The sequence below is a fragment of the Allokutzneria sp. NRRL B-24872 genome (assembly GCF_002155965.1).
In the GTDB taxonomy this organism is placed as follows: domain Bacteria; phylum Actinomycetota; class Actinomycetes; order Mycobacteriales; family Pseudonocardiaceae; genus Allokutzneria.
Map to the genome: position 1 here is coordinate 1 of NZ_MUMH01000277.1, position 781 is coordinate 781.

Sequence of the window (781 nt, forward strand, 5' to 3'; positions counted from 1 at the left end):
GGGGAGAACGGCGCGGGCAAGTCGACCCTGATGAAGATCCTCTACGGGATGCAGAACCCCGACGAGGGCACCATCGAGGTCAACGGTCACGAGGTGCACTTCAAGTCGCCGTCCGACGCCATCCGCGCCGGGATCGGCATGGTGCACCAGCACTTCATGCTCGCCGACAACCTGACGGTGCTGGAGAACGTCGTGCTCGGCGCGGAGTCGCTGCACGGCATCGGCGCCAAGGCGCGCAAGCGGATCGCCGAGCACGACGTTCTCCAGCACCGTCAGGTTGTCGGCGAGCATGAAGTGCTGGTGCACCATGCCGATCCCGGCGCGGATGGCGTCGGACGGCGACTTGAAGTGCACCTCGTGACCGTTGACCTCGATGGTGCCCTCGTCGGGGTTCTGCATCCCGTAGACGACCTTCATCANNGGCGACGCTCAGGTGGACGTCGGAGTTGGCGACGACCCCCGGGAAGCGCTTGGTGATCCCGGAGAGGCGGACGGCGAGGGCGCCGCCTGGCGGCTGGCCGACACCACCCTCGGCGGCGGCGGCGGTCGGAGTTGTCATCGTGTCAGCTCCGTAGCAGTGGTGAAGGCCCGACGTCGTTGTCGGCTGCCGGTTGTTCGGCGGTGGGCGAGCATAGGGCCCGGAGGGCGTGATTCCCCTCCGGGCCCGTAGCTCATATCAGAACTTCTGCCAGATCAGCTGGTCGGCTTGTCCGAAACCTTGATCTGGCCGGAGACGATCTGGGCCTTGTAGCCCTCGAGCACGGCCTGCAGGTCGGCGTCG

The 781-nt window shown here is 66.8% G+C and carries 2 pseudogenes; one reads left to right on the forward strand and one right to left on the reverse strand.

The window, feature by feature from the left end:
* Window positions 1-252: pseudogene (locus CCN37_RS37380) on the forward strand (ATP-binding cassette domain-containing protein); the annotation flags it as partial.
* A gap of 6 nt (window positions 253-258) precedes the next feature.
* Here CCN37_RS37380 and CCN37_RS42525 read toward each other — a convergent pair.
* A pseudogene (locus CCN37_RS42525) lies at window positions 259-417 on the reverse strand (ATP-binding cassette domain-containing protein); the annotation flags it as partial.
* Between the last annotated feature and the right edge of the window lie 364 nt (window positions 418-781).